Genomic DNA, 25,845 nt, shown 5'->3' on the forward strand with positions numbered 1-25,845 from the left:
CTCTACAAACCCGAAGCAGACGGCGTACAATTCGTAAAAAGCCATAACACAAGCAGAACATGTCACCACTGCGGACACATAAAAAAAGAGTTAAAAGTCAAAACACGCAAATGGAAATGCACAAACTGCGGAAAAACACATGATAGAGACATAAACGCCGCAATTAATATACTAAATCGCTGGTTCAACGGGGATGGCCTGAAAAAACATTTAAATTAACCAATCAAATGAAAAAATTCAGGAATCCCCACCCTCTTTAAGGGTGGGGTGGTTCAAATAGATAAAAATATAAATAGATAAAATATATACTAATAATTGTTATTATAACTATTGTTATATTAACGTTTTAGGGAGCCCTTTTAATATATACCCTTCATGCAATTCAGAAATAGGAGAACAAAAAAATGGTAGAAAAAGGAACAAAAGTACTAAAAGAAGGTTTCGCAAAAATGACAAAAGGCGGAGTCATTATGGACGTAGTGAATGCAGAACAGGCTTCAATTGCAGAAGATGCAGGGGCGGTGGCAGTAATGGCACTTGAGAAGGTACCTGCAGACATTCGTGCAGCTGGGGGAGTGGCCAGAATGGCTGATCCAACAATTGTTGAAGAGGTGGTTGATGCAGTATCCATCCCTGTAATGGCAAAGGCAAGAATAGGCCATATTGCAGAAGCGCAAATATTGGAAACCCTAGGAGTTGACATGATTGATGAAAGTGAAGTGTTGACACCTGCAGATGAAGAATATCACATTAACAAAAAGGAATTTACAATACCATTCGTATGTGGTGCACGTAACCTTGGTGAAGCACTAAGGAGAATTGACGAAGGTGCAGCTATGATTCGTACCAAAGGAGAACCTGGAACAGGAAACATTGTAGAAGCAGTTCGCCACATGAGAATGGTGATGGGAGAAATCAGAACAATACATGGAATGGAGGAAGAGGAACTCTGGAAATATGCGCGAAACATCGAAGCTCCAATTGAACTTGTAAAGCAAACTGCAGAATTGGGCAAATTACCTGTTGTCAACTTTGCTGCAGGAGGAATTGCAACACCTGCTGACGCATCACTCATGATGCAGTTAGGTTCCGACGGCATTTTTGTGGGATCAGGAATATTCAAGTCAAACAATCCTGAAGCATTTGCAAAAGCAATAGTTGAAGCAACTGCAAATTACGACAAGCCTGAAGTATTGGCGGAAGTATCCAAAGGATTGGGCGAAGCCATGAAAGGTCTGGAAATGTCAACTTTGAGCGAATCCGACAGAATGCAGGACAGGGGAATTTAAAATTCCTCATATTTTTAATTATTTTTTAAGGTGCTTAGATGGTAAAAATCGGAATCCTAAATCTTCAGGGTGCAGTTTCAGAACACTTTGACATGACAAGAAAAACCGTTGAAAACTTAAAACTCGATATAGAAGTGGAAGAAGTAAGATACAGTGATGATGTTGAAAAATGTGATGGATTAATCATATCCGGTGGGGAAAGTACTGTAATTGGCAAGCTCATTAAGGAAAGGGGTATTGATAAAGTTATTAAAGAAAATAATATTCCTGTCTTTGGAACTTGTGCTGGAATGGTGCTTCTTGGCAAAAAAACAGATTTCAACCAGCCGCTACTTGAACTTATGGACATAACTGTTAAAAGAAATACATATGGGAGGCAGAAGGATTCATTTGAAGCGGAAATTGAAATATTAAATCAAAAGTATTCTGGTGTGTTTATTAGAGCACCGGCACTTGAATCTTATGATGGGTCCAAAAATGATATTAAGATATTGTCAGAATTTGATGGTGAAATAATAGCCATTCAGCAAGGACACAACATTGCAATTTCATTTCATCCAGAATTAACAGAGGACACTTTAATTCATGAATATTTCATTGAAGAAGTTTTAACAAGTCTGAACCATTGACTGCTTTTAGAAGTTAATCAAATTGTAAACTTATAATGCAACAATTTTAATTTTTTAAAATTTGTTAACTTATACTTATCCATATAGGTTTTTCATGAAGAAACAATTGAAAGGGAATTCCTCCCATGATTCTGGTTAAGGACAATTATCCAAAAATATATAATATCCATTGATGAGTTTAATATGTCAAGAGAGGAATACGAAATATGAATATCTTAGATTTCTTGTTGGGTGATGAAATTTAATTAGAAGAGATTATAAATTTAATGTTATTATGCCAACAGCAACATGAAGTTGGTCAAAAGGAACCAGAAGTTGCATGATCCAGATTCACCGTTGCTGATTGGGGATGTTAATGATGGCGATGTTGTAAAAGAGGTTAATGAACCCAGCTTTATTGATGATCAGACTAGATTATTCTAATAATTGTTTTTTAAATCCTTCTTTTGCTTTTATCTAGATGTCTGAATTTGTGGCATTTTTGCCACTATAACTATTAAAATATTAATGAACAAATATTTTTTCATGGCTCTTGAAGAAAAATTGTATGGCAATCAATTTGAAAGAAACATTGTGGGCAGTGCAATTAAATCCATAAGCAATAAATGGACTTTTTACATTTTAAAAGATTTGTTTTTGGGAAAAAAGCGTTTTTCACAATTTCAGGAAAATCGTCCAAATCTAGACAATAAATCTCTTGCAAGATGCCTTAAATCAATGGAAAACAACAATCTAATTGAAAAAAAGATTAATAATCATGAAACGGAATATTTCTTAACTTCAAAAGGAATGAAACTAAATAAGGTATTGTATGAATTAATCATTTTTGCTTTGGATGCCCATGAGGGAGATTTTTACACGAATGAAGAAATCATCTTCATAAAAGAAAAGTATATTCATATTCTTAATTTATAATTTTGAGGCGATACAATGTCTTTTATTAAAAAATCCTGTTTAATAATTATATTGGGTTTAATTGCCTGTACTGCGGTTAGCGGGGATGACAGCATGGATTATTTAGTTAAAGTCAAAATCAATGATGAGGTATTTGATGTTAAATTGGAAAACAATTCCGCCACACAGGAACTGGTTAAAGAACTGAAAAAAGGAAATGTCACAGTTAATGCATCGGAGTATGGTGGTTTTGAAAAAGTGGGAGATTTAGGCTTTTCACTTCCAACAAGTGATGAAAATATTGGTACCGCTCCGGGGGATATTGTATTGTATCAGGGAGACAAAATATCCTTGTTTTATGGTTCCCATTCATGGAGCTATACAAAACTGGGTAAAATAGATAATGTTGGCTCCAATAAGCTAAAGGAAGTTCTGGGGTCCGGTGATGTTACATTGGAGTTAAGTTTAAAATAATTATAAATTTCATCAAATAATATGAAAAGGTGTTATTATGGAAAATATTGAGATGACAAAAGAATGGGATAAGGTTTTTCCCAAAAGCGATAATGTAGACCATGAAAAGGTAACATTCAGAAATAGGTATGGAATCACTTTGGTTGCAGATTTATACAAACCAAAAGATTCTAAGGAAAAATTGCCTGCTATTGCATGCGCAGGACCATTCGGTGCTGTAAAAGAGCAGGTTTCAGGTCTCTATGCGCAAACATTGGCTGAAAGGGGATTTTTGACAATAGCTTTTGATCCATCATTTACCGGTGAAAGCTCAGGTGAGCCTCGTGATATGGCATCTCCAGACATCAACACTGAAGATTTCCAGGCTGCAGTTGACTATCTTGTCACATCAGATGATGTTGACAGTGACAGGGTCGGAATTTGTGGAATCTGCGGATGGGGAGGAATGGCATTAAATGCTGCGTCCCTTGATACCCGTATTAAAGCAACAGTCACCTCAACAATGTATAATATGACTCGCATTACTGCAAAGGGGTATTATGATGCTGATGATAATGCCAATGCAAGATATGAAATGAAAGTTGCCCTAAACAATCAGAGAACCGAAGACTTTAAAAATGGAGAATATGCAAAAGCCGGTGGGGTCATAAAAGAAGTGACTGATGACCTGCCACAATTTGTAAAGGATTATCATGACTTTTACATTGAACCGTTGGGATACCATCCAAGATCTCCGGGTTCAAATGATGGATGGAATGTAATAGGATGCATGTCATTCATATCTCAGCCGATTATAGCTTATTCTGATGAAATCAGAACACCAATTTTAATGATTCATGGGGAAAATGCACATTCCAGATATTTCTCAGAGGATGAATTTGCAAAATTGACTGGGGACAATAAGGAGCTAATGATTATTCCTGATGCGGTTCACACGGATTTGTACTATAAAACTGATGTAATTCCCTTTGAAAAGATTGCAGAATTTTTCAATGAAAACTTGTAAGTTACTTTAAAAAGTAACTATTATTTTCTTTTTTTGTTTCAAGAAAAATTTCACTATTATTAATAGGATAATTTCGTTACTATTATGCAAACATGCAATTAATTTTAATTTTTTAACAAGAATTAGGTGTATTGTATAAAACAAGTTTAACTAAAAGTAGTGTATAATTTAAAGTGTGTTATGCCAACAGTAACATAAAGCTAGTTAAAAAGAATCAAAAATTGCATAATCCTGATTCGCCCTTGCTGATCGGTGAGATTGATGAGAGTGATGTTGTAAAAGAGGGTAATGAACCCAGCTATGTTGATTCACAACAAAGATTATTTTAAATTAATGCATTTGGACTGTTATATTTTTGTTCTTTAGCATTTGTGCAGTTGGGAATAGATATAAAAGTATCTTTTTTTCTCACTGTTGTTCAATAACTGGGCTAATTGTTAAAATATTTAATGTAAAATGTATAAATTATTAATTGACAACAAATTATGGAACACTTATCATGGAATTTGAAAATAAAAGTGGATTAATAACCCTGATTATACTTATCATGGCTTCTGCAGTTACATTAATCTCACAAAGTATTGTAACAACAAGTTTACCTTATTATATGGATGATTTTGCAGTATCTTCAGCAACTGCGCAATGGACATATTCAGTATTTCTATTGGTGCTTGGAGTAATGATTCCTCCAACAGCATATATTACAAAAAGATTTAAAATTAAAACAATATTGATAACCTCTCTCATATTGTTCATAATGGGATCAGTGATTTGTTTTTTATCAACAGGCATTGAAATGCTGATTGTTGGTAGAATCCTGGAAGCTATGGGAACAGGTATTTTAATACCAATAGGTCAGATATTAATTTTCAGGATAATGCCTGAGGAAAAATGGGGATTTTTCATGGGCTTAATGGGATTCCTTGTTGGAATTGTGCCTGCAATGGGACCGACAATTGGTGGATTCATTGTCGATTTATATAACTGGAGAGTTATTTTTGAATTCCTGGCAATAATTGCTGTAGCAATCTTAATTTTGTCAATGCTTTTAGTAAACTTCGAGCTTGAAACAGAAAAGTATCCATTGGATGTTCCTTCATTGATATTGTCAATACTGTTTTGCGTGGGGCTGATGATTGGATTTTCAAATGTTGCAGAGTTTGGATTCAGTTTAACTCATGTAATTTTACCAATTGTTGTCGGAGCAATTTCATTAATAATGTTTGTCAATCGCCAAAATAAGATTGAAAAACCGTTGGTCAACTTGAATGTGCTGAAAAATAAGTATTTTGTATATGGGACTGTTTTTGCAGCATTGCTCTACTTTATAATGTGTGGAATCAATGTAGTTGTGCCTTTATTTGTTCAAAACGTAGCATATTACTCTTCAACAGAATCTGGACTCATATTGTTCCCTGCAGCAATAATTATGATAGTGTTTAACTTCATTGGTCCGGTATTGGCAGATAAAATTGGAATAAAGCCTGTTTTAATAGCTTCATCAGTTTTAAATATAATTTGTTTTGCCGCCATGATGAATTATAATATGAATTCCTCATTCGAATATCTGTTAATTACTCAGATAATCAGGGGAATCGGTTGCGGACTCGGTCTGTCACCGGCCATTACATGGGCAATGAGTGTTGTAGCAGGGGATGTTGAAGATGCAACGGCAATCAACAACACTGTAAGGCAGGTTATAGGGGCTATAGGTTCATCCATTACAGTCGTGATAATGCAGATATTGGCAAATGGAAAAATTACTCATAATCAGATTTCTGTCAATTCATTCAGTTTAACTTCCTTAATGATGATAATAATTACGATAATATTATTAATAATAACAGTATTCGGCATAAAAAATAAAAGTGACACTGTAGATGGTTAAGATAATTCAGATTTTGATTTAACCTTGTTTGTTGTTGCCAAATGTTACTGTAACTATGGGATAATTGAACCTCTACAGCTTGTATGAGCCGGAGATTCTTAGGCCATACCTACTGTGGAGGATTGGTGATGTTAAAGATAGTGATGTTGTAAAGGAAGTCAATGAACCAACCTATATTGATTACAACAAAATATTAATGCAATGGCTAAATTTTTCTTCTTAATTCATACGAGATATATTCGTGGCGCAGTGAGGGAAAATATTTTTTACTTTAAAACTAAATTAGTATTATGAAAAAGTTTTTGAGTGTTGCATTAAAATTCCAATGGAAAACAATAATAATCATTTTTGCATTACTCATTATTCAGACATTTTTTCAAATGGAAATAATTGATTTGTTCGGCACTGCTTTAACTGGAGTTAAAGAACAGAAAATAGACTTGCTTTTCAAATCCGGATTATACATGTTAGTGTATACGGCCTTTGTGATGATTGCCATTTATGCTGTCTCTTTTCTCTCAACAAGGGTGGCTTCAAAAGCTGCATATACTGTCCGTGAGAAAATCTTTCATATTCTAATGAACTTGCCTGATGAGGAAATTGCCAAATTTAAAATTTCCGGACTAACCACACGGTCAACCAGAGGGATGTCCTCAGAACAGGGATTTATAGTGATAATACTCACACAGTTAATGCTGATTCCAGTTACGCTCACAGCAATTATATATGAAATAGCATTGATTGATGGGACTTATGCGATATTCTTCCTGTCATTTGTTGGCGTTATTGCCCTGCTTGTAATTTTTAGAATGAAACAAATTGTAAAAATATTTTTCAGAGCTAAAAAGACATATGGGAAGTTAAACCTGATGTTTCTGTCTAAAATCACTGATATTGCCTGCAGGATTCCATTTAAAAAACAGGAGTATGAAGCTGAATTTGAAAAGGCATGTGAGAATTCCTATGATAAAAACGTTAAGTATATCTTAAGTCAGTATTACCTCGGGCCGGTATTATTGTGGGGTTTATATACTATTGTTCTGATTACATTCGCAATGATTAATTCCGGATACAGCATTGGCTTTGAAACCGACAGCATAATTGATTCATTTATTATTCTGATATATGTCGCCTACTTCGTTTCTACCTTGACATTTGTTCCAGCGTTAATTGATAGGTGGCCACGTGCATATGCCACTTCCGTGCGTTTAGAGGAAGTCCTGAATATTGAAGATAAAATCATAAAATCTGATAACGCAACTGATAATCCAAAAGAAATAGAAATTGTTGAGGAAGATATTGATTGTGGGGATAAGGGCATATGGGCTGAAAGAAAGGACCTCATTCAAAAATTCCGCAGAATATTGAAAGACGATAAGGCCAAAACAATAATATCAATGATTTTACTTACCGCATCTACATTGTGTATGGTTTATGCTCCTAAAGTTGCAGGAAAGACGGTTGATTTATTGGGTTCTAATGTGAATTCATCTAACGATGTTGCCATCTACACTAATCTTGCCTTGTTGCTGGTATTATATTCTGTAGGGTATCTGTTTAAGTTGCCTCCAAAGAGAATCATGGGAGTTATCGGTGAAAAGGTTGCCTATAATTTAAGAATGAACTTATTTGACAAGATTGACCTTATCGGTTCAGGGTTCATTCAGGAAAATTCAAAGGGTCAGATTCTATCCAGATTGAATAATGACGTGATGAACATCAGGGAGTTCGTCTCTTCCCGCATTTCTGAAATTTTTGCGCAAATCATATCGATAGTCCTTGTAGCGGTATTGATGTTGATGACAGATGTTAGATTAAGCTTGATATATCTGGTTATATTACCGGTTTATGCCATCTGCTTTTATATATGTGACGTTAAATCTAGAGCCCATTATGATGGTCATCAAAAGCAGTTGGGCCGATTGATGAGCTATTTTGAAAGAGGACTGTCAAATCGCCATTCATTCCATGAAAAAGGGTTTAAAAAAATCAATAAAACTGTAATTGACAATTATATAAAATCCAGAAACATCACTAATTTTATGGAGCCTATTACAACATTCTTAACAAATGTAAGTAATATAACTGTTTATATTGCAGGGGTTTACCTTTTATCAGTAAATGAGATACAGCTGGGAACCCTATTGGCGATTATTATGTATGGGCAATTAATGACAAAACCTATTAAGAAACTAAGCACTTCAATGGCTTCTATTGAAACTGCATTTTCAAGCATCAAAAGGTTATTCGCGATTATTGACTATCAAAAAGATTAATTAATTTCATGTGTGATTTTTACATGCAAACATGTTTGTTCGGGTTTCAATCAAGATTTAGGAGTTGCCAGATTCTCCATACGGATTTTCTGTTCATTTTTGAAATTGCTCTTTGGGTTGGGATTTCCATTGGACAGACATCTTCACAGGCAATTGATTTAACACAATGTGAATAAAACCTTTTTTTATAATTCTTTTAGGGGTCTGAATTTTTTTAATTCAAATTCCTTCTAATTTTCATTGTTTTTTAATTTTATCATGGTAATTGAGTGGTGTTTGTAAAAATACAATAGAATTTGGCTCTGTCTAAAATTGTCATGATGGCCTATGCTTTATTTGATTAATCATGAGTTGTTATATTGTTGTATTAATTTTAGGGATATTTTAATTCTCCATATTTGAAATGGATTATTGTTTACTTTTTGAATTGATTAAATCGTATTTTGCGGTTAGTTAAATTTAATGTTTTTTGATGAAGTTTTATTCTGATGGAATGGTTCTATTTTTATATTAAACAAGTTGATTGTATGCGGATATTTTTGTAACTTGGTGAATATCAAGTTATACTATTTTTGAGTGGTTAGGTTTGGTTATTTTAAAAATAGAAGTATATAAATAATGTAAAGGGTATATTATTATATATGCTCTCAATAAACCCCTTTACAAGTTATAATATTGTTGACATTTTAAATAAACCTTTGTATTTTATTGAATCTGAACAGTTAAATGTGTGTAATCTAATCAGTCCTGATGATTTGGGCTTTTTCCAGGAGTATTATGGTGATTATTATACAGAAATTGTTTATTATGAATATGAAAGGCCATTGTGTCCCAAATGTAATATTTCGATGAACAGTAATGGTTCGAGGCCAGCTAAACCTAACAAATGGGGAGGCATACGTAAAAAACAGTATATCTGTCCAGAATGTGGAAAAACACATTTCACAAGTTTGGAAAATTTCATAAAAAGATACTCCAATTACACCCGTGCAATTTGCGAAAAATCACTAGAATATGAATCCATTGCCTATTTATCCTATCAAAAGAAAGCAGAAATAATCAAATTCGAAAATGGAATAAGATTAAACCGTCAAACAGTATATTATCACGAATCAACATATGATACAACATTCATCACACAAAAAGAAGAAAACCTTCAAAAACTCCTAAAAGAAACAAAAATCGAACCCAGCGGGATATATCACTACGATGAAGAATTCTTGCACGAAAATGGAATAAAAACAGTCCGATTAGCCATCATTGATGCAGTAACAAACTTAATAATTAATAATCAAGTAATTTATCAAGAAGATTTTGATCAAGAATTTGTGGAAATCTTTCTAAAATACTCCTTAGACGGATTACCTAAAAAAGTACTAATAACTGATGGCAATGTAATCTATCCACTAATAATTGAACGAATTTGCATAAAACACCAACTCTGCATATTCCACGTCATCAAATACCACAACCACAAATCTTACAAAAAAATCAACAAAATAAAAAGAAGAATACGAGCACTGGAAAGAAAAATAAAAGAAAACGAAGAAAGAATAACAAAACTAAAAGAATACAGCAAAGGAATGCCCAACAGAGTATCAAAAAAAGAGACAACAAGGACAAAAAGAATCAAAAAGCGAAAAAAATTAATGAAAGATAACAGAAAATACAGAAATGAATTAAAACAAAAAAGAATAGAACTAAAAGAACAGGAACGAATCAACGAAAGAATAGCCAATATTTATGATACAGACACTCCAAAAGCAGCAATAAGAAGATTTAGAACAATATATCACCAACTAGACCAATTTGATGACAATACACAAAAATTCCTAAAAAACCTAAACAAAAAATTCGACAAAACAATAGAATACCACAAAAACCCACAAATACCCAGAACAAACAACAAAATCGAAGGATACTTCAAAATAACGCTGCCTAGCCATATAAAAAGAATATATCGAACAAGAGAAGGACTAATAAGATGGATAAGACTGCAAAAAATCAGATGGATAGAAAGAAATGTTTTATTCAATGAAAAAAACAACTTACAAAATCTCTGAATCAACCAAAAAATTGATGCTACATCATGACAATTTTAGACAGAGCCTATTAAGACCTTTTTTAATAAAATAAATAATTATTACGATGTATTTTTACAAACCATCAAAAATTAATATGAAAAATAAGAAAAATAAAATGAATTAAGCCGAATTTTAACCAAAAAAATTCAGGCCCCTAAATTAATTCTATTGTAAGTTGATTAACATAACACCTACCATCACCAATTCAAAACTTATTTTTCGAACCCTATTCATATAGAATAAATTTGCTTTGGCTTGGAAACTGACACCAGCCGTTGTGAGAAGAAAGGAGTGAGCAATCACTCCGACTTATCAGACAACTAGTAAAATATCCTTGCGACAATTATATTCAAAGCCATCGATTAAAAGATGGATGATGTATCTCAATTTAAGAATCATCCTCCCGAGGGGTTTCCGGAATCTCACCAAACCAGTTGCTTCTCTTTCCGATGTAATAAAGTAAGATACCAAAAATTACAGTACTCATGGTTGAAATTATTAAATCAGACATTACTATTGTTGAGGTTGAGGATTGAATTCCGAACATGACCAGTAAGCTGAAGGATAAGTTATTAGCAGTATGGAATGCGGAACTGACTTCCAGACCATTGGCTTTCCATGCTAAAAATCCCATTACTAAACCTGAAATTATTATCCCAATGTTTCCTATACCATTGTATCCGTGGGTGAATCCAAAGATTATGGCTTGGAGAATCACTGCCAATAATGGTATGTTAAACCATGATCCTAATGTTTGCATAAGAAGTCCACGGTATACGTATTCTTCAGCAATACATTGTAGCGGCACTACAATTAGGAGGATTATAAAAAACAGTATTGTAAAATGATAATTTCCCACATTACCCAGTATTGCGTGTTCAATAATTCCAACGACAAGGAATAAAATAAACGGTATTATAAATGCCTTGAGGTAGAGTTGGGTGTTCCATCCTCCACGTGAAGAGGAGTATGAGGAAAACGGTCTGTCCTTAACAATTTTAGTTGCAAGGTACAAAGATGGAATCATGATGGCTATTGCCAAATGAGAATAGATTTCGCCTATCTCGGAGTTCATGACTTCATATCCTCCATGCAGGAGTTGGGCCATAATGTTTTCTCCACATATTGCAGAGAAAACGGCAATTAATATTAGGCTGAGTATTAAATATATTATTGCACCTATTATGAAAACAAGTATAGGCTTGTACCATCTGTATTTTTCAAAAGTTCTTGGAAATGTTATATATTCTGAAATCTCTTTAACTGTCATATGGACATATTTCTATTTATTTGCATATAATGTTATAGGAATAATATGTTTTATAGATGTTTTGTGAAAATTATTAGTTGGATAAAATCTGATTTTTCAAGAATTTCAGTGACTGCCAAATATTAAATTATATCTCAAGTATTTCGATTCACAAAAAACAGACAAGAAAACAATAACAGATGCTAAATCCAGTAAAGGTTCCAATTGTGTTGACTGGGGACAAGTATATTACAGAATAGCTAAATCATTAGGTTATGATGTGCAGTTTGTCCATGTCAAATGCCGAGTCTCAGGAACCGGTCACATCAGATTAAGATTAAGACATAAAAAACATACTGGAGGAAAATGGATTAACCGTGATCCTGCTGCAGTAGCAGACATAACTTCAGGAAATGTAAAATCAATCTGGTGTGAAGATGGATACCTCATAGCATATGATCCAAGCTGGATATTTACAGATTTGTACAGTAGTTAACGTTAAAGTTAGCTATTATTCTTTTTTTTTAACATTAACATCAGCTCTGGATGATAATATTCTTATCTAAACTCTTGCATATATATCTCAATTTTAAATCAGATTTAATTCTGGAAAACCTTGCCGTTAATGTTAAAGTCAATTCATTAAATTAAAAGAAATAAAATAGCTATTGATTATATTAATCATATCTTATTGTAAATATGGGGATAGAACTGATGAGTTTTTAGGATAAAAAATATTCTTTTAATATCTGATAGATTTATATAAATGTAATAATAAAATATTATATTAATTATTATATACAGGTTGTAATAGCTATGGCCAATGTTAATAATACTTCATCCTATATGGATGAAGATAAAAAGCAAATTATAAAAGAGTCCAATTATACCTATAGGGATGCTCTTGAAGTTTCAGCATATCTTATCGAAACAGGAAAGTTCGAAAGATTCTACAAGGAAATGCAAATCCACGACCTTCAAAAGGAACTTGACGAAATGGAAGAATAAAACTTCAAAACAAAAATCTCAGGTAATAACTCTAAAAAGAAACTATTTTTAATTGAAAAGGTAATAATAAAAATTATTATTACTTTTATATTTTTTAAATAATATAATTTTATATATAATACATAATAAATTAATATATTATGTTACCGGAAAAAACCAACATCAGCGCAAGAGTGGATTTAACACTCAAAAAAATAGTAGAAGAATCAACCTTCAACCATAAAGATGCCTATGAGCTTGGAGCAAAACTGATAGCTATTGGCGATGCTGAAGAAACTATCGAAATTATTGACAGTGATCCAGTTCTTCAAAAACTAATAAAACAAAATGAATACAAAATAATCCAAGCCAAAAAGGAACAGCCTGAAAAGGAATTAAGAGATTTATAGGGGGTTACCTATGGGTCAGGGAAATTCTGATGTAATCTATTTTTTAGAACAGCATGAACAGGAAATAATCAACTGCTGCAGAAAAGGAATGAGCAATAATGAAGTTAGAGAATTATTGAAAACAAAATATGATAGGAATGTTGCAGATACTACCTACAGGAAATTCAAGGCATCATTAAAGTTAAACAAGAACGATTTTCTGGAAACGCTTTTGGATGAAATAATAACCATGAAAACTTCAGGCGCCACGGATGCAAGCGTTAGATGATGGATGGCTGAAGAACATGAACTTGAAGTGAGCAGGGCAACATTTTCAAGATTCAAAAAGAAATACAATCTAACAGACAATAACAAAGACCCAAGAGCAAGAGATAAAGATGCATTAACAAACAGAGCAATCTCCCAAAGACAAATTACAGACAATAACATCCATCAGGATAATATTGATTTAGCTATTGACACCATACTCCAGCAGCAGGCACAGACATTAAAACTGGTTTGGAAAACTTAGATAAAATCACCAAAAATGCAGTAGGTATAGAAATTGACTTTGAAAAATTAGATAAGGAAGTAAGATATCATGCCAATGAAAAAAGCCTTGCAAGATACCTGCTTGACCTGACAGAACTGAAAATAAGATATCTTGAACTGTCCGTTAAAGCATTTGACGCTAGAAACAAATTATTCAAAGATGAAATGGACAGACTGTTCCAAAACAGGGTTCTTGAACTTGAAGATAAGAAAATTGAACTTTCACAAAAGGACATGATGGAAGAAATAGGGATTCTTGCAAAACAGATAGATGATAACGATGTATGATAAAAACGGCAAATTCCATCTTGACGCTAAAGACAAGGCCATTCTTCAGAAATGTGTATATGAAAATCAATATATACCTTTCAATCCTTTTCCAAAGCAGGCCGAGATGATACTAGCCACAGAAAAGGAAGTGTTAATCGGTGGTGCAGCTGGCGGTTCCAAATCAACAAGTCTTTTAATGAGGGCTTTGTTTTATGTTCAGGATGATGCCAATGAGTATCACGCACTCATATTGAGACGTACTTTATCTGACTTGAAGCGTAAAGGAGCTTTAATACATAAAGCAAGTCAGTGGTTAAATCGAAAGGAAGTTCAAAATAATGCAAGCATCAACCAAAGTGGGATGGAACAGAACATTCATGGATATTTCCCAATGGAAATTCACTAACCTTCGGATATTATGCAAACAGTTACATGAAGTTGGTTAAAATGAATCAGAAGTTGCATAATCCGGACTCACCATTGTTAATCGAGGATGTTAAAGATGGTGAAACCGTAAAGGAAATTTCAGAGCCAAGCTATATTGATGCTCAAACTAGATTGATGTAGTTTTTAGTTAGGCCTTTGATATTTGATGTTCATAGAATGCATTTGAAAATCAATCTTACAGAATTGTGGTGTTCTTGCAGTATTATGTAAAAATTCCATCCAAAAATTTAATCGTTTGGAAAGCAAATATAAAATTAAGTTCATGTTTAAGTTTGAATGTTAAAATATTTTTTAAAATTAATTTTTTGGAGGATTAATAAATATGAATGTAAAGGCTAATGAAAATTCTTGGTTTCCTTTAATAGTTGTGGCTTGTGCTTCATTTATTATAGTGTTGGACTCTTTCTTCATGAATGTTAGCATTTCTCGAATTGTTGTTGATTTGAATGCTGATGTTAGTACTATTCAAATGATTGTGTCGTTTTGTACACTGCTGCGTTGATACTGTTCAGTACCAAACTTCAGGACATAGTTGGTAAAAAGAAACTGTTTGTAATTGGTGCTGCACTTTTTGGTATAGGAATATTTGCTGCAGTATTAAGTTCAAGTGTTACAATGTTTTTTGTCGGATGGGCAGCGATTAAAGGTGTTGCTGCGGCATTAATGCTGCCTGCCATAGTTTCAATAATAAGCGGAATATATTCCGGCAGAAAGCGTACAATTGCTTTGGCAACTCTCGGTGTAATGGCAGGACTTGCAGATATTTTAGCTCCACTCCTTGGTGGGCTTATTACAACTTTTTTCAGCTGGAGATACACTTTTGCATTTGAATTAATATTCATTTTATTTATTTTAGTAATGCAAAATAAAATACCTGATTTTAAACCTACTGAATCTAAAAGCGATCTTGATATTATTGGTGCTATACTTTCCGGTATATGTCTTCTTTTGCTTGTGCTTGGTATTTTGACTCTGACTAAGGATGTTGCTACCAGCATAATTGAGATAATTTTGGGATTGATAGTCTTGGCAATCTTTATATGGTTTGAACTCAAAAGAAAAAGGTCAGGCAAGGTGCCATTGCTTGATGTTGAATTATTTAGAGACAAAAATTTGCGTATAGGTACATCTATTAAGTTATTATATAATATTGTAATATCAGGAACATTTTTTGTAATGGTTCTGTTTTTCCAAAGTGTATTGCAGTTAAATCCATTTGATACTGGTTTGGCTTCACTTCCATTTGTTATGGCTTTGTTTATTTTTTCATTGACCGCTCCAAAACTAATAGGAAAACTGAATCACAAGACACTCATGGCAGTAGGATGTATAATCTCTATTGTAGGATGTCTGATTTTAAGTTATCAATTTAAATTAAATGTAAACATGCTGGATTTAATTCCAGGACAGTTTTTACTTGGGACAGGTATTGGTTTTATGATGGCTTTAGCAGCGGATGTTGCATTATTCGATGTTCCTGCTGAAGGCCAAAATAATGCATCTGGTATTATTACAACTGGTGAGACATTAGGTTCCTCATTGGGTACAGCAATCATTGGAATAATTCTAATTCTTGGAGTTATGGGCGGTATTAGTACTGCAGTCGATACCTATGCGCCTGATTATTCAGGAGATGAACAATTCCATCAGGAGGTTTATGACTACTTCCAAAAATTAGACACTATAGAGGGACAAGATAGTATTGTTGTAGATACTGCAGATATAATTATTCAGAATGCAATGGCATCTGTAATGTATGGATTAGCCATCGTGTTAGCAGCTATGTTAATTATAACGCTGCGGATAAAAAATAAAAATATTAAAAAACAATGAGAGACAATCTCTCATTTGCCTTTTTTTTAAAATGGTTTGAGTGTTGGCAGAAATTATTTAGTTTTGATTTATTTTGTTTGCATGATATAGAATAAATTTTACTAAAAGTAGTAGATAATTTGAAGTGTGTTATGCGGTCAAAAGGAATCAAAAATTGCATAATCCTGATTCGCCCTTGCTGATTGGGGATGTTAATGAGGGAGATGTTGTAAAAGAGGTCAATGAGCCTAGCTATATTGATACACAAAGTAGATTGTTTTTATATTGTGGAATAAAACATATATTAATGCGGGTTTTTAATAACCTCCTTAAAAGGAGATTAATTATATTAATTATTAAAAAGAAATATCTATCTTGAAGTTTTTCTTAAAGATGGATAAATCATCCGATTTTTTAAAAAAGGGAAATCATGATATTGTTAAGTTTTGATATTGAGGAGTTTGATGTGCCCCGTGAGCATGGAGTCGCCTATCCGCTTGAGGAAGGCATGGATGTGTCGGTTGAAGGCACAAACATCATTCTGGATATCCTTAAAAGGAATGATGTCAGGGCCACATTATTCTGCACAGCAAATTTTGCCGAAAACGCTCCAAAAACAATGAATCGAATGCTAAAAGAGGGTCATGAAGTCGCATCCCATGGTGTTGATCACTTCGAGCCGAAGGAATCTGATTTTGCAAAGTCCAAGGAGATTTTAGAAAAAATAACGAACACTAAAATAAGGGGCTACCGTCAGCCCAGGATGTTCCCCGTCAAGGACAGTGAAATAAAGAGGGTAGGATATGTATATAACTCGTCCATCAATCCTGCATTTATTCCGGGAAGATACATGAATCTGAACACTCCAAGAACATATTTCGAAAAGGATGGTGTGGTTCAAATACCGGCTTCGGTAACTCCAACACTAAGATTTCCTCTCTTCTGGCTGTCACTGCACAATCTTCCTGAAAAGGTATATCACTGGATGGTTCGCCGCACCCTAAAACATGACAGTTACTTCACGACATACTTCCATCCGTGGGAGTTCTATGAGCTAAAGGATCATCCGGAATTCAAGATGCCATTCATCATAAAAAGAAACAGCGGCCAAAAGATGGCGGAAAGACTGGACAATTTAATCGGGATGCTTAAAGACCAAAATCATAAATTCATCACATACAGTGAGTTCGTCGAATCCACTCGTTAAAATAGGAAAAGACCAGTTTATAATTAATTTTTTTTAAAATAAACTTAACAAAATATTTAATATTCAATAACTAAAAATATTAATGTAGGTTTTATTATGGAATTCAACAGCAAGAATAAGGATATAATTGGAAAGGCTTTTTTTGCATTGAGTTTTATAATATTAATTTATATGTTTATAACACCACTCAACCAACTTATTTTGCATGTTGATGAGTATTTTACACTGACTATTGTCAATTTCAATGTGGGTGACCTCATAAACACCACTGCGGCGGATGTGCATCCTCCATTATATTATCTGATACTTAAGTTTGCCATGTATCTTTCCGGATTATTTGGAATCTCTTCCCATAACCTCTATGTGGTAAGGCTGGTTTCGATAATTCCATATCCAATCATCATGGCTATTTCATATTTAAAAATCAGAAAGGATTATGGATGGCTGACCGCAGGACTCTTTACGTTCTCACTAGGAATCATGAGTGAGTTTTTCTTGTATTTCCTAATAGCAAGAATGTACAGCTGGGCAATACTGTTCATTCTGATAGCTTTCATCTATACAAAGGAAATTTTCACTACTGGAAAGATAAAATACTGGGTGATTGTTACTGTTGCATCTGTATTATGTGCGTATACTCATTATTTTGCAGCTATTTCTGCAGTGTGCCTTTATTTGATTATAATATATTATGTGATTGCTAAAAACAGGAGTCAGATTAAGCATCTGTTCATTTCGATTGTGGTGGCAGTTCTTTTATATTTGCCTTGGGTTTTCACTCTTTTAAATCAGTTGACTGCTATCCACAAGGGATTTTGGGTTCCTAGAGTTAGATTTGATACACTTATCCAGTCCGTGGGGTACTATGCTCATTGCGGCGATTCCATATTTGCAATCATTGCAATTATGATTCTGATTGCTATCGCATACATGTATAAAAAGCAGCTCAAGGAAAAATACACTCTGGACAACTTTTATATTCTAACAGGCTTTGGAGTTTATATCGGAACAATCGCATTGGCTCTTATTGTGTCTTTAACATTCAAATCTATCTTGCTTGCAAGGTATTTGATGCCTGCTGCAGCGGTTCTATGGCTTGCAATTTCAATCCTAATCAGCAAGATTGAAGACAAAAAGACAATGATATGTTCATTTGCCCTTATCTGTCTGCTTCTGATTGCGGGAACCGCACACATGGTAAACACCAACATGACGGTATATAATGAGGGCTTGACTAAAGAAAATGTCTTTAATCAAATCACTCAGGATGAAAATGCATCACTTGTCCTGGCCAGGCTGAATGGAGTGATATACTTCCTGGACTATTCCGACAGGGTCGACACCTATTGCGTAAGATATACCTATGTCTTTGGACACAAGATGGATGAGCTGCATGATACATTCAACTTCACAGACACGTCGGAAAATGATATCTCGGCCCTTGTCAAAAACAATACTGACAGACATTTCTACCTGGTTAACATAATGACATGGGGAGACCTCAATCTGGATTCTAAAATCAACAAGACCACCTTGCTGTCCGATCAGGGAATTGAGATATCCAAACTGACAGTCAACGAAACAAGGAAGTGATCTGTTGGGATTTCCTCCCTTTTTTGTAAATTAAAAAGAACTGCATATCCATTACAACGAGCTAATCCTTAAAGACAATCAGTTTTGAGAATATGTAGTTTAAAATTATCACGATGATTTGAACTATGATTTTTGATATTGAGCTGTCAAGGACAAGAAGGTCGATGAATGTATACATCAAAAGCATATCCACAACCCCAGAAAATATTCTCCCTCCGAAAAAGAGAGACATCTCCTTGAGGATATTAGGACTCTTGCTTTCAAACACCCAAATCCTATTGGTTATATAGGCAAATAGCACTGAAAGAAACCATGCTATAGCGTTTGAAACCAGATAATTGATGCCAAGCATATTTGCAAAGAAGAAATAGCTTATGAGATTGACGAAAAAAGTGAATGCTCCAAAGACCACATACAGTATCAGTTCCCGGTCAATCTTTATCCAATCACTCATCATTGATATTTGTCTCCTTAACAATAAAAATTGGACGGTTTTTTGTTTCCTTGTAGGTCTTTTCCAAGTATTTTCCAAGTATTCCAATTGAAAGCAATTGTATGCCTCCCAAAAGTAATATTGTACACATTATAGTTGCAAAACCCTGGACAGGATCTGAATAGAGAAGATATTTAACCACAATAAATGCAAGGTAAATAAATGCAAGCACTGAAATTATCGCTCCCAGAAATATGGATATCGAGAGGGGGACTGTCGTAAATGCAACAATGGCCTCAATGGAATATTTAAACAGCTGCCAAATTGACCATGTGCTGTCTCCCGCAACCCTTTTCACGTTTTCATATTCAATCCACTTGGTTTCAAAGCCAACCCATTGGAAAATCCCCTTTGAAAACCTGTTGTATTCGCTCAACTCAAGCACCGCATCGCTGACCTGGCGTGTCATCACACGGAAGTCGGTTGCTCCCTCCACCAGATTCAGGCTGGAAACGGCATTGAACAGCTTATAGAACAAATGGGATCCCAGTTTATTGACTGGGGGTTCACCTTTTTTTGAAACCCTTTTTGCGGCTGCAACATCATAGCCCTCAGATATGGCCTCAATCATTTCAGGCAGAAGGTTTGGGGGGTGCTGAAGGTCAGCGTCCATGACACATACCAGATTGCCTGTGGCATTAATAAGGCCTGCATAGATTGCAGATTCCTTTCCGAAATTTCTTGAAAATGAGATATACTTAACATTCGGGTTGGAATCTGCCAGATTCCTTATTATTTCCAGTGTACTGTCGCTGGAGCCGTCGTTGATAAATAGGACTTCATAATCAAAGGCAACTAATGTCTTTTGAATGTCATCCAAAAACATTGTAACAGATTCCTCTTCATTATAACACGGCACAACAATACTCAAAACAACCATATTAAAATGTTTATTGACGTTGCTATAAATTAATTTCTAAAAAAATATGATTTTGATGGTGTTGAAACATTTCATCATAGACTTGAACGGTTGTGCTTGTGAGATTAAAAAGGTGTTTAGCCATGTATTGTATGGACCATTTTTAGAGGGAATGTTAATTTATATTCTGTTCCGTTTCTGTATTCCACCAATTCAATTTTGCCGTCCAATTGTTTGGTGAGGCTTTTAATGATTGTGCAGCCCAGATTTTTAGAAATGTTTTTAGGATCTTCAATGCCCACACCATTGTCTTTGAATGTCATTTGGGCGGTATCTTCATCGATTTTAGTTATAATCTTAGTAATCTTCTTATTTTTAATAGTTTCATCTGGGAACGCATGTTTCATGGCATTCATAATCAATTCATTGATGATTAATAATAATGGGGTGATAACTTCAATTGTTAGATTGATGTCTTCATCAACTTTGGATTCAAATTCGACGCTATCGTTAATGCTGACTAAATTTCTAATTTGATTGTCCTGGTCTTGCATGAAATCGTTTAGATTAATGTTTTTAAAGTCCTGGGTATTATATGTCTTTTCATGCAATAGCGCAAGTGAGGTTAGGCGTGCCTGCATATGGTCGATGATTACCTCCGGTTCGTTGCGGTATACTTTTCTTTCTAAATTCAGAAAACTGTTGAGAATCTGCAGATTGTTTTTGACTCTGTGATGGACCTCTTTTATTAACACGATTTGATGTTCATTGGACTCGCGCAATTCTTTCTGCTTATTCATTTCATCGGTAATGTCTGCTAAAAATCCGAGGCTATGATTCTTTTTACTAAATTCAAAGCGTTCAATGTACAGTTCACAGATTTTCTGATTATTTTCATCCCCATCGACATTATATGTGAATGTTTCATCAATTCTGTCCACTTCTCCTTCAACTAATCGGATTATCTGTTTTTTTGTTTTCTCTTCAACGATATTGTTGATAACATCAAGGGAGTGAACATAATCTTTTGGATTTTTATTTATGAAATAATAAAATCCTTCTGAAAATTCAAAATGTTTGGGATTTAATGGTTCGATTAACAATGCCAGTTTTTTGCTGTTTTTAAAGCCCTGCAATAGGAAATCAACAGGTTTTGTCATGGATTTTTTGGAATATTGGGTTACATCGTTAAATAAACCGTAACGGCTAATCAAGTTTCCGTTTTCATCGAAGTTAGAATATAGGTTAATTTCAAGATACTTCAGGGTTCCGTCTTCGGTTCTGATTCTGATTAGGTCTTCATGATGGCTTGTGTCTGTATCCATAATTTTTAAGATTCTTTCAATCAGCTCCTTGTCTTCGGGAATGGCCAAGTCAAAAACAATGTTGTGATAATCGTCATAGTCCTCCCTAGGGCGATTTATGATGTTATATATTCCCTGTGTCCAGGTATATTTTCCATCAATTCTGCGGTAACTTCCAGTTTGTGTGAAGTATTCCATCATGTTGACTTTGTCCTCGGCATACTGAATTTTTTCAAATTCGTCGGAAGTGCCCCTGTCGGTGTTGATGTGGTCTGCTAAAACGAATATCCTGTTCATTTCATAAATGATCTTGACGATGGTGATTTTGGATAACTTTTCCACACCGTAATAGAAGACATGTATCACTTTGGTTTGTTGAGATTTATAGACTTCCTGGAGAGATTCGTGAAAGATTTCATAAAAAACCGGTGAGATCTTGCTTAATAATCTTCCTCGCACATCATCCAATTGCAGATTTCCTCGATTAAGTATGAAGTTTCCCGCTGATTTGATTATGTAATCATTTCCATCGTTATGAGGTATTAGAATGTTTACATCCATGGGGATATTGCCCATGAGCTGTGGAAATGGAACTTCATCGACATGGAATTCAAGGGGTGTCGGATTATATAACTCTTTTTCATTGATATCATAAATACGAAGTTCTTCAATATTTTCTAATCTTCTATAATCCTTATACATTTTCATTTAAATTACCCTACCGCTTTTCTTTACTGACTAAAAGTAACTCCATACGGATGAAACAGCCTGTCGATTAAAAATTATTATATATTATTAATTTATTAATTGTAGTATTTAAATTGATGATAAATCAAGCCATGGTGAATTGTAAAATATGAGGATAATTATTTTTTAAGAAAGACAAAAAGATAATATGAGAATAGAATAATCAATGAGGGAAATATCATGAAAAATTACTCCTGCAGCAATTGTGGAATTATAAACTGCAAGCGCCAATAGGAATCTGGTTAAAAAGAATCAAAAAAATTATATAATCCGGATTCATCATTGCTGATTAGGGAAGTTAATGATGATGTTGTAAAGGAAGTTGAAGAGCAAGTTATTGATTTAAAAACTATGTTATTCTAATAATTGCTTTTCAAATCCTTCTTTTGCTTTTATAATTGTTTTTTCATCGTATAATTCTTTGTTGTTGTCCAAGGTAAATTCAACCAAATCATAAATGACTTTATTCAAGGATTTTCCTTTATCGGTTAGGAAATATTCATCAGCATCTTTTTTAATCAATCCCTGTTCTTCCATGAATCTCAAGCTTCTGGACAATGCCTTGTTTGACATTTCAGGTCTTTCCTTTTGAAATTCGCTGAATCTGGTTTTTCCAAAGAACATGTCGCAAATAATTTGCAAAACCCATTTTCTGTTGATTATGTCAAGGGACAGTTCAACAGGGCAGTGTGTAAGTTCAAAATCAAAATATGTCATATGGTTTAAAAGTTTCTATTTTGTCTTATTTTAATGTTTAGGTGTCATAGCCGTCACTTTAACTTTTTATAGTAATAAATTGAGACAATTAAACATGACATTAAATGATAATCTTCCAAAAATTGCCCTCGGCGCCTGGGCTTGGGGTAATGATGGAACTTTCGGAAACGAACATAAAATCGAAGACTTAAAACCAATCTATGATAAGGCAATGGAATTGGGATTAAATCTTTGGGATACTGCATATGTCTATGGAATGGGAAAATCTGAAGAGGTTTTAGGGGAATTCCTGAAGACTTCCAACCGTGAGGATTTTGTAATTTCAACCAAATTCACACCGCAGCTTGCCGAAATGTTTGAGGCAAATGAGGTAACATCAATGTATGAAAACAGTGCAAAAATATTGGGAGTTGAAGACATTGACATTTTCTGGATTCACAATCCTGTCGGAGCACCTGACTGGACTAAAAAGCTGGTTGAAACCGCAAAAGAGCATGATATTAAAATGATTGGTGTTTCAAACCATAATCTCGCAGAAATCAAAGAGGCAAATGAGATTTTAAAAGAGGCAGGCTTGAAGCTCGGAGCCGTTCAAAACCATTACAGTCTGCTCAACCGTTCATCTGAAGATTCAGGAATCCTTGAGTACTGTAAAGAAAATGACATAATCTTTTTCTCATACATGGTTTTAGAACAAGGTGCATTATCCGGCAAATATGGCACTGCCCATCCTTTCCCTGAAGGATCAGACAGGGCAAATGCATATGGTGGAAGCTTGGCCGAAATTGAGGAGTTGAATAAGGCAATTGCAGAAATTGCAGAAAACCATGATGCAAAAGTTGCACAGTTGCCTATTGCATGGGCAATAGCCAAAGGAACACTTCCAATTGTCGGAGCAACAAAGGTTCACCACGTTGAAGATGCGGCCGATGCGGTAAACATTGAATTGAGTGATGATGAAATTAAGACAATGGAAGAATTGGCAGATAAGGCCAATGTCAATACAATAAGAATTTGGGAAAAGGAAATGAAATAATCTCTTTTCCTTACTTTTTTTACCAATGATTTTGTGGCATTTTTGCCACTATGACTATTTAAGCATTAATGAACAAATAATTTTTCATGGCACTTGAAGAGAAATTGTATGCAAATCAATTTGAAAGAAACATTGTGGGCAGTGCAATTAAAACCATAAGCAATAAATGGACATTTTACATTTTGAAGGATTTGTTTTTGGGAAAGAAGCGTTTTACACAATTTCAGGAAAATCGTCCAAATCTGGACAATAAATCTCTTGCAAGATGCCTTAAATCAATGGAAAACAACAATCTAATTGAAAAAAGATTAATGATTATGAAACAGAATATTTCTTAACTTCAAAAGGAAGGAAACTAAATAGGGTATTGTATGAATTAATCATATTTGCTTTGGATACTCATGAGGGAGATTTCTATACGGATGATGAGATTACCTTTATAAAAGAAACTTATATTGATATTCTTGACTTAGATGGGGGATGATATGTTGGATAAAAAAATTGTTTTGGTGCTGATTTTCATTGTAGCAATATTGAGTATTTCTGCAGCCAATGCATCTGAAAACAGGAATAACGCAACCGGTGTAGTCGTTAATAATGAATCAATAAGTGACAGTATGTCTATATTCAATGAGTCCGCTGCTTCAAATGGAAGTGCCCAAACAGAATTGACCAAAAGCAATTCAGCGGAACCTGAATCGATTTCACTGTCTGTTTCAAAATTATCAACAACATACGGATCAGGCAAATATTTCAAGGTAAAAGCGATTGACAGCAAAACTAAAAAACCTGTTGTGAATGTTAAACTTATTTTAAAAGTATATTCCGGTAAAAAATATAAAAAAGTCACTGCAGCAACTGATTCCAATGGAATTGCAAAATATTATGCATCTAATTTAGGCATTGGCACTCATAAAGTGACAATAAATGTTAAAGATTCTAAAAAGTTCTTATCAAAGATTAAATATAGTTCGATTAAAATATCAAAGGCCAAACTAAAAATTTCAGCTCCAAAAATCACAGGATATTATAAGGAATCTAAAAGGTACAAGATTGCGGTTAAAAATAGGGAATCCAAAAAACCGATGAAGAGTATTAAAGTAATGATAAAGGTTTTCACAGGTAAAAACTATAAGAAGTACTCTTTGAAAACGGATAAAAAAGGGATTGTAAGTTTCAACATGAAATCATTGCCTAAAGGCAAACACAAAGTTGTTATCAATATTAAATCAAACTCTAAGGTAAAATCGGCTGTTTTAAAAACATATATCAAAACTATTGCTCGTTCAAATGTAATAAACCTTAAAGTCAATAATCATGTTTTAAAGGTGAAATTGGAAGATAATTCCGCAGCAAAAGCACTGATGAACAAGCTAAAGAAGGGTGATGTTACAATTCATGCTGAAGATTATGGAGGATTTGAAAAAGTTGGGGATTTGGGCTTTTCACTTCCGAGAAGCGACAAATACATAACCACCTCGGCAGGTGATATCGTGCTTTATGATGGTGATGAGATATCACTATTCTATAATTCAAATTCCTGGTCTTATACAAAACTGGGCAAGGTACAGAATATTAAAGATTTGAAGAAGATTCTGGGAACTGGCGATGTAAAATTGGTCTTAAGTTTAAAATAACTGTAT

At 34.1% G+C, this 25,845-nt stretch carries 29 protein-coding genes; 24 read left to right on the forward strand and 5 right to left on the reverse strand.

Translation table 11 applies throughout. The features are described 5' to 3' along the window. The 10 genes from QZ138_RS08955 to QZ138_RS09000 form a co-directional block, all read left to right on the forward strand. Nucleotides 1-219: zinc ribbon domain-containing protein (locus QZ138_RS08955; RefSeq protein ID WP_292888714.1), on the forward strand; the 219-nt coding region annotated here is incomplete at its 5' end. A gap of 185 nt (nucleotides 220-404) precedes the next feature. Then, a complete protein-coding gene (gene pdxS, locus QZ138_RS08960) occupies nucleotides 405-1,289 on the forward strand; it encodes a pyridoxal 5'-phosphate synthase lyase subunit PdxS (protein WP_292876362.1) in 885 nt (294 codons plus the stop codon). A gap of 38 nt (nucleotides 1,290-1,327) precedes the next feature. Continuing rightward, a complete protein-coding gene (gene pdxT / locus QZ138_RS08965; RefSeq protein ID WP_292876359.1) occupies nucleotides 1,328-1,918 on the forward strand; it encodes a pyridoxal 5'-phosphate synthase glutaminase subunit PdxT in 591 nt (196 codons plus the stop codon). Between the two features lie 288 nt (nucleotides 1,919-2,206). Beyond that, complete coding sequence (locus QZ138_RS08970) at nucleotides 2,207-2,341, forward strand: hypothetical protein (RefSeq protein WP_292888715.1); 135 nt, start codon at nucleotides 2,207-2,209, stop codon at nucleotides 2,339-2,341. A gap of 102 nt (nucleotides 2,342-2,443) precedes the next feature. Further along, nucleotides 2,444-2,833: a helix-turn-helix domain-containing protein gene (locus QZ138_RS08975; RefSeq protein WP_292888716.1), complete on the forward strand. Its 390-nt coding sequence runs from the start codon at nucleotides 2,444-2,446 to the stop codon at nucleotides 2,831-2,833. A gap of 15 nt (nucleotides 2,834-2,848) precedes the next feature. Next, nucleotides 2,849-3,286 (forward strand): cyclophilin-like fold protein, encoded by a 438-nt coding sequence (locus QZ138_RS08980; RefSeq protein WP_292888717.1) that lies wholly within the window; start codon nucleotides 2,849-2,851, stop codon nucleotides 3,284-3,286. Nucleotides 3,287-3,323: 37 nt separating this feature from the next. Then, nucleotides 3,324-4,292: an alpha/beta hydrolase gene (locus QZ138_RS08985; RefSeq protein WP_292888718.1), complete on the forward strand. Its 969-nt coding sequence runs from the start codon at nucleotides 3,324-3,326 to the stop codon at nucleotides 4,290-4,292. 499 nt (nucleotides 4,293-4,791) lie between these two features. Further along, on the forward strand, nucleotides 4,792-6,180 hold the full coding sequence (locus tag QZ138_RS08990; RefSeq protein ID WP_292888719.1) for a DHA2 family efflux MFS transporter permease subunit: 1,389 nt from the start codon (nucleotides 4,792-4,794) through the stop codon (nucleotides 6,178-6,180). A 380-nt stretch (nucleotides 6,181-6,560) separates the two neighbouring features. After that, nucleotides 6,561-8,456: an ABC transporter transmembrane domain-containing protein gene (locus tag QZ138_RS08995; RefSeq protein ID WP_292888720.1), complete on the forward strand. Its 1,896-nt coding sequence runs from the start codon at nucleotides 6,561-6,563 to the stop codon at nucleotides 8,454-8,456. A 641-nt stretch (nucleotides 8,457-9,097) separates the two neighbouring features. After that, nucleotides 9,098-10,519 carry a hypothetical protein gene (locus tag QZ138_RS09000; protein WP_292888721.1) on the forward strand — a complete coding sequence of 474 codons (1,422 nt, stop codon included), beginning with the start codon at nucleotides 9,098-9,100 and terminating at the stop codon, nucleotides 10,517-10,519. A gap of 409 nt (nucleotides 10,520-10,928) precedes the next feature. On the opposite strand, the gene QZ138_RS09005 is transcribed toward QZ138_RS09000, so the two are convergent. Then, nucleotides 10,929-11,810, reverse strand: a complete 882-nt coding sequence (locus tag QZ138_RS09005; protein WP_292888722.1) for a CPBP family intramembrane glutamic endopeptidase — start codon at nucleotides 11,808-11,810, stop codon at nucleotides 10,929-10,931. A gap of 121 nt (nucleotides 11,811-11,931) precedes the next feature. Here QZ138_RS09005 and QZ138_RS09010 point away from each other — a divergent pair, with 121 nt between their 5' ends. The 11 genes from QZ138_RS09010 (at nucleotide 11,932) to QZ138_RS09060 (ending at nucleotide 19,046) form a co-directional block, all read left to right on the forward strand. After that, nucleotides 11,932-12,285 (forward strand): hypothetical protein, encoded by a 354-nt coding sequence (locus tag QZ138_RS09010; RefSeq protein ID WP_292888745.1) that lies wholly within the window; start codon nucleotides 11,932-11,934, stop codon nucleotides 12,283-12,285. A gap of 320 nt (nucleotides 12,286-12,605) precedes the next feature. Then, nucleotides 12,606-12,797, forward strand: coding sequence for a hypothetical protein (locus QZ138_RS09015; protein ID WP_292802387.1), 192 nt, complete (start codon nucleotides 12,606-12,608; stop codon nucleotides 12,795-12,797). 140 nt (nucleotides 12,798-12,937) lie between these two features. Continuing rightward, nucleotides 12,938-13,186, forward strand: coding sequence for a hypothetical protein (locus tag QZ138_RS09020; protein ID WP_292888723.1), 249 nt, complete (start codon nucleotides 12,938-12,940; stop codon nucleotides 13,184-13,186). A gap of 10 nt (nucleotides 13,187-13,196) precedes the next feature. Then, nucleotides 13,197-13,454, forward strand: a complete 258-nt coding sequence (locus QZ138_RS09025) for a hypothetical protein (RefSeq protein ID WP_292888724.1) — start codon at nucleotides 13,197-13,199, stop codon at nucleotides 13,452-13,454. A 3-nt stretch (nucleotides 13,455-13,457) separates the two neighbouring features. Then, entirely contained in the window at nucleotides 13,458-13,697 is a 240-nt protein-coding gene (locus QZ138_RS09030; RefSeq protein ID WP_292888725.1) for a hypothetical protein, read from the forward strand. Further along, entirely contained in the window at nucleotides 13,685-14,005 is a 321-nt protein-coding gene (locus tag QZ138_RS09035; RefSeq protein ID WP_292888726.1) for a hypothetical protein, read from the forward strand. Before QZ138_RS09030 ends, QZ138_RS09035 begins: the two co-directional genes overlap by 13 nt. After that, complete coding sequence (locus QZ138_RS09040) at nucleotides 13,998-14,393, forward strand: hypothetical protein (RefSeq protein ID WP_292888727.1); 396 nt, start codon at nucleotides 13,998-14,000, stop codon at nucleotides 14,391-14,393. The genes QZ138_RS09035 and QZ138_RS09040 overlap by 8 nt, the downstream gene beginning before the upstream one ends. Before the next feature lie 26 nt (nucleotides 14,394-14,419). After that, on the forward strand, nucleotides 14,420-14,554 hold the full coding sequence (locus QZ138_RS09045; RefSeq protein WP_292888728.1) for a hypothetical protein: 135 nt from the start codon (nucleotides 14,420-14,422) through the stop codon (nucleotides 14,552-14,554). A gap of 363 nt (nucleotides 14,555-14,917) precedes the next feature. Further along, nucleotides 14,918-16,267, forward strand: coding sequence for an MFS transporter (locus tag QZ138_RS09050; protein ID WP_292888729.1), 1,350 nt, complete (start codon nucleotides 14,918-14,920; stop codon nucleotides 16,265-16,267). Between the two features lie 409 nt (nucleotides 16,268-16,676). After that, nucleotides 16,677-17,453, forward strand: a complete 777-nt coding sequence (locus QZ138_RS09055; RefSeq protein WP_292888730.1) for a polysaccharide deacetylase family protein — start codon at nucleotides 16,677-16,679, stop codon at nucleotides 17,451-17,453. A 171-nt stretch (nucleotides 17,454-17,624) separates the two neighbouring features. Next, nucleotides 17,625-19,046, forward strand: coding sequence for a glycosyltransferase family 39 protein (locus QZ138_RS09060; RefSeq protein ID WP_292888731.1), 1,422 nt, complete (start codon nucleotides 17,625-17,627; stop codon nucleotides 19,044-19,046). Between the two features lie 61 nt (nucleotides 19,047-19,107). Here the strand turns inward: QZ138_RS09060 and QZ138_RS09065 are convergent, their stop codons facing one another. The 4 genes from QZ138_RS09065 to QZ138_RS09080 form a co-directional block, all read right to left on the reverse strand. After that, nucleotides 19,108-19,500 carry a GtrA family protein gene (locus QZ138_RS09065; RefSeq protein ID WP_292888732.1) on the reverse strand — a complete coding sequence of 131 codons (393 nt, stop codon included), beginning with the start codon at nucleotides 19,498-19,500 and terminating at the stop codon, nucleotides 19,108-19,110. Then, on the reverse strand, nucleotides 19,493-20,419 hold the full coding sequence (locus tag QZ138_RS09070; RefSeq protein ID WP_292888733.1) for a glycosyltransferase family 2 protein: 927 nt from the start codon (nucleotides 20,417-20,419) through the stop codon (nucleotides 19,493-19,495). Before QZ138_RS09070 ends, QZ138_RS09065 begins: the two co-directional genes overlap by 8 nt. Before the next feature lie 116 nt (nucleotides 20,420-20,535). Then, nucleotides 20,536-22,410, reverse strand: a complete 1,875-nt coding sequence (locus QZ138_RS09075; protein WP_292888734.1) for a histidine kinase dimerization/phosphoacceptor domain -containing protein — start codon at nucleotides 22,408-22,410, stop codon at nucleotides 20,536-20,538. Between the two features lie 393 nt (nucleotides 22,411-22,803). Continuing rightward, complete coding sequence (locus QZ138_RS09080; protein WP_292888735.1) at nucleotides 22,804-23,166, reverse strand: helix-turn-helix domain-containing protein; 363 nt, start codon at nucleotides 23,164-23,166, stop codon at nucleotides 22,804-22,806. A gap of 94 nt (nucleotides 23,167-23,260) precedes the next feature. Here QZ138_RS09080 and QZ138_RS09085 point away from each other — a divergent pair, with 94 nt between their 5' ends. From QZ138_RS09085 to QZ138_RS09095, 3 genes are all read left to right on the forward strand, one after another. Next, the gene (locus QZ138_RS09085; RefSeq protein ID WP_292888736.1) at nucleotides 23,261-24,202 is read left to right on the forward strand and encodes an aldo/keto reductase; all 942 of its coding nucleotides are present in this window, start codon (nucleotides 23,261-23,263) and stop codon (nucleotides 24,200-24,202) included. 86 nt (nucleotides 24,203-24,288) lie between these two features. Beyond that, a complete protein-coding gene (locus QZ138_RS09090; protein WP_292888737.1) occupies nucleotides 24,289-24,540 on the forward strand; it encodes a helix-turn-helix domain-containing protein in 252 nt (83 codons plus the stop codon). A gap of 147 nt (nucleotides 24,541-24,687) precedes the next feature. Next, on the forward strand, nucleotides 24,688-25,839 hold the full coding sequence (locus tag QZ138_RS09095; RefSeq protein ID WP_292888738.1) for a cyclophilin-like fold protein: 1,152 nt from the start codon (nucleotides 24,688-24,690) through the stop codon (nucleotides 25,837-25,839). Nucleotides 25,840-25,845 lie beyond the last annotated feature (6 nt).

The organism is Methanobrevibacter sp. UBA212, assembly GCF_905233225.1.
Lineage (GTDB): Archaea > Methanobacteriota > Methanobacteria > Methanobacteriales > Methanobacteriaceae > Methanocatella.